This is a genomic window from Blastocatellia bacterium, from assembly GCA_016713405.1.
In the GTDB taxonomy this organism is placed as follows: domain Bacteria; phylum Acidobacteriota; class Blastocatellia; order Chloracidobacteriales; family JADJPF01; genus JADJPF01.
On sequence record JADJPF010000013.1, the window covers coordinates 123,342 to 130,854 of the forward strand.

Here is a 7,513-nt window from a genome sequence, read left to right on the forward strand (position 1 = left end):
AAAATAAATTATTTGTCTTTAGATAACACCCAAACACAATGAGTTTGACCACAAGGGCCAACAGTTCCATGTGCTAAAGCACGTCGCGCACCTTCTACTTGATATTCTCCAGCTTCGCCGCGAAGTTGAAGCGCGGCTTCAGCTACTCTAACTAACCCTGCAACAAACATTGCATGTGCGCCTAATACGCCGCCAGAAGGGTTAACGGGGATTTCACCGCCTAAATGACTAGCACCACTATGAATTAATTCTGCTCCTTTGCCACGTTCGGCTAGTCCAAGCAGTTCTGTCCACATAAGTTCTTGATAGCTAAAAGTGTCATAAAGCTCTACTAAATCTAACTCTTTACGTGGGTTGGTGATTCCTGCCATAGAATAAGCTTTTTGAGCAGCTTTTTCTAATGACCTAGAAGTAGTTAAATCACGATCACCTAAGTAATAATTATCTTGGTAATGTCCTACACCACTTAACCAAACAGGTTTATCAGTAAATTTAGATACCAAATCTTCACGAGCAAGTAAATTGCACAAGCTCCATCAGAATTTGGAGCAATATCATATTCTCTTAGAGGATCAGCAACTAGTTGAGCTTTAAGGGCTTCTTCAACGCTAATTGACATTGCACGATGTGCATTAGGGTTACGAGTTGCATTAGTTAGGTTTTTTGCAACTACTGCGGCTAGATCTGACTCGCCAACTTGATAATGCTCCATATAGGCACGGGCTTGTAATGCTCCTGCTGCAACTAAATCAAAGCCTAATTGACGTTGATAAATAGGGTCAAATACAGCATTTCCAATCATTGTTTGCTGGCCTTCAGAGCTTTTACAATGAGCTAGCACTAAAGTAGTGCCAAAAGAGCCTGCTAAAATACGCATCATTCCATAAAGTACAGCTAAAGTGCCATCAGAAGAGACTTTGGTTTCTGATTTTAGCCATGCTCCAACAGCATCTTGAACTGACATGCTGGAAATAGTGCGGCCATCCCAAAAATCTGATGAAGCAGTGACAATATTGTCAACATCTTTATGGTCAATACCTAATTTATTAAAGAGGGACTCTACAACCTCATAAGCTATTTCTGCATAGTTTTGATCAATTTTTTGTGCAGCAAATTTTGTTTGTGCAACTCCAACTATTGCAACACGATCCATGATAGCTCCTTAATTACTCAGGCTTAAAATATTGAATATCCATAATGTTACCAGTAGCTTTTTCAGCAAACTGGGCTGTAACACGTAGTCCAGTTTTTACTTTATCAATTTCCACTTCGCTTAACTGATGGACAAAAGCGGTATCTGCTCCATCTAGTTGAATGAGGGCATAAACTACAGGTGGAGTTGTAGGATTTAGTGAAGGAACAGGATAACGAACAATGGTAAAAGATTTAACTATACCGCCTGGGCCAACTTCTACCCAATCTTCTTCACTTTGTGAGTTTTTTCTAGGAGGAATCATCACTTTTTGGGTTTTAGGGCAACGTGTCCCATAGATTTTCTTTTCCTGAGCAATACGCCTATAAAACTGACTAGCTGTTAACCCAGCAGCCCAACGATAGGGAATACGCATTGAGCTTTTATAAACAATTAACTCTTCTTCAGGTTGTGAACTCATAAAATTTTTGACTAGTAAATTTAATACTAGCTATAATCCTTTTATTTTGTGGTAGATGAGAGTTTGGTTTTAACTTTATTTGGTGATGCTTTTGAGTCAGGAAATTATGACTGACTGGTCAAAAAAAGCAAGCTGTGTTTACCATTTTGAAATATACTTAAAAAATAGGCTCTTTTCTATAGCTTTAAAACTTATTTTTTAACTAAAAGTGATTTTATGAAACTAAAAATTAAAACACAGTTTCCCCCAACACGGTGTGAAGTTTGTCATAAAGCAGATTGTTTTGACCCAAATACAGGCTCTTGTTCTCGTTGTGGTGTCTTGGTGCGTTGGCAAGATAGCTTGCCAGTAAATAACAACATTGTTGTACCAATAGGGGTAAGTGTAGAGCGTTATGAAAGTCAACTAAAACTAGTACAAGGTTGGTATAATCGTAAAACAATAAAGTTTTTGATTCCATTTACCTTGATTTGGAATGGGGCTTTAGCCTTATTTTGGGTACTTATCCCAGTACATATTATTAATAGTATTATGAATGATGGTGATTTTTCTTCACTACTAACGCTGTTTTTTTTATTACCACATACTTTAGTAGGTCTCTTATACATCTATTACCTAATAGCCACTTATAAAAATACCACTACTATTTTAGTTGATCATAAAAGCTTAAATGTTGAACATCATCCGTTACCTTGGCCTGGTAAACGAACTATTTCTACTACGGACTTAACTCAATTGTACTTAAAACAAACTAAAGGTTGGTCAGTTAATGATGAAGTTACATATCTTTATGAACTAAGAGCAAAATTAAAAAATGATAAAGATGTTAAATTAATTGGAGGATTGATTTCTGAAGAAGTAGGACATTTTTTAGAAGAGCAAATAGAAAATTATTTAGGTATTGTTGATGAACCTGTACAAGGGGAAATGCCAAAGTAAAATATGGAGTTAAAACCAACCCAATTAAAAATAAAATATGAATCCGCTCCAGAGCGTTGTGAAGTGTGTCATAAAACAGATTGTTTTGAGCCAAATACAGGCTCTTGTTCTCGTTGTAGTGTCTTGGTGCGTTGGCAAGAAACATCTACAACAATGACTGCTCCAGCTAGCGTAACAGTAGAACGTTATGAGGGCCAACTAAATTTAATTCAAAGCTGGCAGGATAAAAAGCTATTGAAATCTTTAATAATCCCCATAATACTTTCTAGTCCTGCAATACTTCTTTGGTGGTTGATTGTTTTTTTGTCTCTTATTGAAGATATAAATGCAGGTAAATTTTTTGAATCGTTTATAGCATTCATATTCTTAATACTACCTAGCTTAGGGTGGCTTTTAGGCCCTTATTACCTTTTAGCATCTTATAAAAATAAAACAACAATTGTATTAACAAACAAAACTTTAAGCATAAAACATGTACCTATACCTTGGCTTGGTAATCGTAATATGCCTGCATCAAACTTAGTTCAACTTTATGTTAGACAGGGAAAAAGAACAGGAACAATATTTAACCCAAGCTACCTTTATGACTTGCGGGCAAAATTAAAAAATGGAAGAGAAATAAACCTAGTAGGTAATCTTGCTTCAAAAGAAGTAGGGCATTTTTTGGAGCAACAAATAGAAAGTTATTTGGGTATTGTTGACCAACCAATTCAAGGCGAGGTGCCAAAATAAAATAAGATAATAGGAAGTCTTTGCAACGAAATTGACAAACAAGTAGTATAGACAAGGTTTGGCTAAAATTTCTTATGGACAATCACTATAAATGTCAGAAAATACAGGCGGATACCTTAATTTATTACGTAACAATAAGCGTGTAAGACAACTTTGGTTTGCTCAAATAGTTAGCGAACTAGGCGACTGGTTAAATTTTGTAGCTTTAATCCAAATAATTAAGCAATTTTCAGGTAGTGCGCAAGCTTCAGGATTGCTAATTATTTTACAAATGATGCCACTAGTAATTTTTAGTCCTTTTTCTGGTGCCTTAGCAGACCGTTTTGACCGTCGTAAAATAATGATTACGGCTGACTTACTCCGTGCAGGGGTGGTTTTAGGTCTTTTAACTATTCACAAAGCTGATCAGCTTTGGTTGCTTTATTTGCTTTCTGCTATGCAATTTTCTTTAACAGCTTTTTTTGAGCCTGCAAGATCCGCACTATTGCCTAACTTAGCAAAAGGCGAAGAATTAATACAAGCTAATGCGTTAACAGGTGTAACATGGTCAATCATTTTAGCCCTAGGCGGTGCATTAGGTGGAATAATCTCTGACTTTTTTGGTAATCAAATTGCTTTCCTTGTTGATTCTGCTACTTTTTTACTCTCGGCAGGTATTTTACTTAGATTAAATGTAGAAGCAAAACGACCGTCTGATAATCAAGAAACAAAGCAAAATAAAGACACTAGTTTTTTAGCTGTTGTGCCTTATTTACAAGCTAGGCCAAAGGTTTTAGCAGTTATGTTAATTAAAAGTGGTATTTGTTTAACTGGTGGGGGAGTTTTTTTATTATCAGTAGTTTATGGGCAACAAATCTTTTCTATTGGAAAAGACGGATCAGTTTCTGTTGGTATTCTTTATGGTGTTCATGGTTTAGGAGCAGTGATAGGTGCAGCTTTAACAGGACATTTATCTCGGGCTAGCACTAGAAATGCACTAAACCTTACTTTAATAGCTTTTGCACTGAGAGGAATATTTTTTAGTTTTTGGGCAGTATCGCTTAATATTTGGTTTGCTGCTATTTCAATTTTAAGTGTTGCTGCTTGTGGAAGTTTTCTTTGGGTAATTAGTACAACACTTCTTCAAAAATTTACTGATGATGAAATAAGAGGACGACTTTTTGCTTTAGAACACGCTTTTCTTACTCTTTCAATGACTCTTTCTATTGGAGCAATAGGATGTGCTTTAGATGTTTGGAAATTTTCACCTGCTCAAACTACATTTTTTACAGGTCTTTTGGCTGTTCTAATTACAGCCCTATGGGGATTGATAGTTTTTCAATGGCGTAAATTTGATAGGCTCCAGCAACAAAATTAGTTTTGACTAGAGCCTTAAAAGCCTCAATTTTCTATGAAGCTGGCAATCTGTAATAAACTATGTTTGGGTTACTGCCTGCTGGCATTATAAGTTTTCCTGCTTTCTGCGTTCCATCAATACCAAAAAAAGCCGCTACTGTATCTTTTGCTTCATCATCTGTTGGCGGTCTGCTAGGATAAGACATACTAAGTAACCAATAAGGGCTTTTACTTCGTTTATCTAAGGTAAGATTAACTATAAAACCTGTATTTGAACGAAAAGAAAATTTTAATGGATCAAAATTGTCTGGAACTGAACCTGCTGGATAGGTTTCGGCGGTTGTTTTTAGCTTTTCTATAACCGCAGGGGTTAGATCTTTGGGTAGCATTAAGCGTCTCCTTGAAAATTAAACTAGCAGATTAATTTTTTAATGTTTCTTGTAGCACGGAAATATTAACAGAAGACTCACAAGAAAAAAATTAAAAATTTACTTCTTCTTTTCCACAAAGCCTGTGGAAAAGTTTGTGGAAAAAATGTGATAAATTAGGCTAACTTTTTCTCTATAAGTAGTTTATAGCATTTTGCACAAAAAAGTTTCATCTCTCTAAATCTTACTTTATCAATATTTTAGCTATATGTGTTGTAATTAGAAATAATTGTCGCACGTCTGATAACTAGAAAAGTATCTTTGATCAAAAATTAAAAATCTTGTCCTAAATTCGATAAAAGTCTAGCGCGAGAAAATAAGGAAGGAGAAGGGTCAAGGCGAGCAAGAGGTCTAGTAGACATGTTTTTTAGAAGCAATACTTCGGACACAATTAAGCAGCAATAGAAGCATAAGAAATAATGTTTTGATAGTTGGGATGATTTTTAATAGAAGTCATGTCAAGATCTAAGTTAGAAAAAATAAAATCAAGGAAATGATGATTAAAAAGCAAGCTGCTTGTAAGTAGCCAAAGAGAAAACAAAAGGCTTACTAATGTCACGATGTAGCCAAGAATCAATTTTAGCAAGGTTGAGAGAAGATAAAGATGAATTGAAGTGAAAATTGAGAGCCTGTTTATCGTGAGCCTGACAATCCAATAGACCAGTAAACTGTTTTGCATCACGAAAAATAAATTCAATTTGGAAGCGAGTTTTGTAGAAACGATAAACATCAATAGCAGACATAAAGATGTCAGTAGAAAAAAGCAATGCTATGCGAGGTTTGGTATTGTTTTGAGTATTACCTAAAATCTGGAGAAATATGGTAACTAGGTAAGGAGAGAAGGAATTTGTATATCTAATTTAGAGAAAATTTCTTTTTGTTTTTTTTTTTAGATAGGTAAAATTGAGGGATTAATGGAAATAATTCTAAATTTTTATTTTTAAAAAAAAATTTTAAAAATCTCGATGATCAAGTTTTTAAGCAGCCAAAGGGACAGAAGTAGCAAGATTGGCGCGATAAGCTAAAGAAGCAGAAGGATGGAAGTTAGAAATATCTTTACCAACTAAATGTTTTTTAGAAAGATTAAGAGAAAAAAGAGATTCAATGGATTGAGAAAGGATGTTGAGTTTTTGAATAGGATTATGATCAAGCACAATATCTTCAATAACAGAAAGTAAAGAATCCATCTGGATCTTACTGAGTAGGCTGCCCACTGTAAAAGCGGGCAGGTTGTTTTCAAAGCGGGCAAGTTGAGATGGATGAAAAAACAGGCAATGATCAAGTAACAGACTCAAGATCAGGCCACGGCTTGATCCATCATAGTCAGGTTGTTTGGTCAATTGACCCCATCCTTCATACATTTTCCAGTCCTCAAAGAAAACCTCTACTAACCATCTTAATGTATATGCTTCAATGATATCAATGGTTCTCCAACTCATATCACTTGCTACCAAATATCTGTAATTTTCTTCTCCTTGATATTTTATTGCTATGATAAAGCGTTTCTTTTTATGTGCTTTTAAGTACAGTCTTGCACTACTAACTAATGCATCTATTTGCTTTGCTCCTCTTACTCTAATAGTTTTTACTATGGCTAAATTGATATTAAAATATTGCTCTACATTTAGTTCTTTATTTCTAAATTCTACAATTTGGTTGCTACGTATTTGGCTAATTACTTGCACTTTGTTAAATTCTTTACTTGCTTCTTGTATAAAATCATCCGTTCCATATAATGCATCTGCTACTATTACTATTACTTTTATCTCACTGTGATTTTTATTAAATTCTTTTAACAGTTTTATTACTATTTCTTGCTTTGTTGGATACTCAGCTTGTCTTTTTGGTTTAGTTGGCCTTAATACTTTAGCTACGCTTTTCTTTATTAATTCTTTTTCTTTCTTTTCCCATTCTCTTAATACTGGGTCTGGCCTATAAAAACTAAATCCCACTGGTATTGTTATTTTTTCGCTTACTAATAATAGCAACACTATTGTTTGTCCCATCACATACCCTTGGCTTGTTTTATCCTTTTGTTTATATACTCCATATATTCTTTTTGTTGATTTTGATCTTGCTCTATCTGAGTCATCTGCTACTAACACTCCTTCTTGTATTCCATATTTTTTGATTATCATTTTTACGCTTACATACAATAGGTTTTCCCACCTTATTGTTGCTTTTCTAAACATCCAACTTAATGCTGCCTTTGAGTACCCTTTCATTCCTACTTTTTCAAATTTTGCCCAATTGATACTATTACTTACTATTATTCCCATTATGCAAAACTTTAGCCATCCCCTTTGTATTGCTGTTAATCCTGCTTCTTTATCATACTCTTTTAGCACTCGATTTAATTCTTCAATATATTCTTCTACAAACGGCAAGGGATTTCCTATCAGCATTTTCTAGCCTTTCTTTTTGGGCTAGTATTTTACACCTTTTCTTTTTTTCCTTCAGAAAAAC

At 34.6% G+C, this 7,513-nt stretch carries 7 protein-coding genes and 1 pseudogene; 3 read left to right on the forward strand and 5 right to left on the reverse strand.

The genetic code is table 11. The features are described 5' to 3' along the window. Positions 1 to 8: 8 nt before the first annotated feature. Together IPK14_16755 and IPK14_16760 are read right to left on the reverse strand one after the other, a co-directional pair. Positions 9 to 1,153 (reverse strand): annotated as a pseudogene (locus IPK14_16755) (thiolase family protein). 13 nt (positions 1,154 to 1,166) lie between these two features. Continuing rightward, positions 1,167 to 1,613, reverse strand: a complete 447-nt coding sequence (locus tag IPK14_16760) for an OB-fold domain-containing protein (GenBank protein MBK7994968.1) — start codon at positions 1,611 to 1,613, stop codon at positions 1,167 to 1,169. A gap of 216 nt (positions 1,614 to 1,829) precedes the next feature. On the opposite strand from IPK14_16760, the gene IPK14_16765 reads away from it, so the two are divergent. From IPK14_16765 to IPK14_16775, 3 genes are all read left to right on the forward strand, one after another. Continuing rightward, a complete protein-coding gene (locus tag IPK14_16765; protein ID MBK7994969.1) occupies positions 1,830 to 2,552 on the forward strand; it encodes a hypothetical protein in 723 nt (240 codons plus the stop codon). A gap of 3 nt (positions 2,553 to 2,555) precedes the next feature. Further along, positions 2,556 to 3,284, forward strand: a complete 729-nt coding sequence (locus IPK14_16770; GenBank protein MBK7994970.1) for a hypothetical protein — start codon at positions 2,556 to 2,558, stop codon at positions 3,282 to 3,284. 91 nt (positions 3,285 to 3,375) lie between these two features. Then, the gene (locus tag IPK14_16775) at positions 3,376 to 4,641 is read left to right on the forward strand and encodes an MFS transporter (protein MBK7994971.1); all 1,266 of its coding nucleotides are present in this window, start codon (positions 3,376 to 3,378) and stop codon (positions 4,639 to 4,641) included. A 31-nt stretch (positions 4,642 to 4,672) separates the two neighbouring features. On the opposite strand, the gene IPK14_16780 is transcribed toward IPK14_16775, so the two are convergent. From IPK14_16780 to IPK14_16790, 3 genes are all read right to left on the reverse strand, one after another. Continuing rightward, positions 4,673 to 5,008, reverse strand: coding sequence for a hypothetical protein (locus IPK14_16780; protein MBK7994972.1), 336 nt, complete (start codon positions 5,006 to 5,008; stop codon positions 4,673 to 4,675). Between the two features lie 539 nt (positions 5,009 to 5,547). Then, positions 5,548 to 5,790 carry a transposase gene (locus IPK14_16785; GenBank protein ID MBK7994973.1) on the reverse strand — a complete coding sequence of 81 codons (243 nt, stop codon included), beginning with the start codon at positions 5,788 to 5,790 and terminating at the stop codon, positions 5,548 to 5,550. Between the two features lie 234 nt (positions 5,791 to 6,024). Further along, the gene (locus tag IPK14_16790; protein MBK7994974.1) at positions 6,025 to 7,452 is read right to left on the reverse strand and encodes a transposase; all 1,428 of its coding nucleotides are present in this window, start codon (positions 7,450 to 7,452) and stop codon (positions 6,025 to 6,027) included. Positions 7,453 to 7,513: the final 61 nt, after the last annotated feature.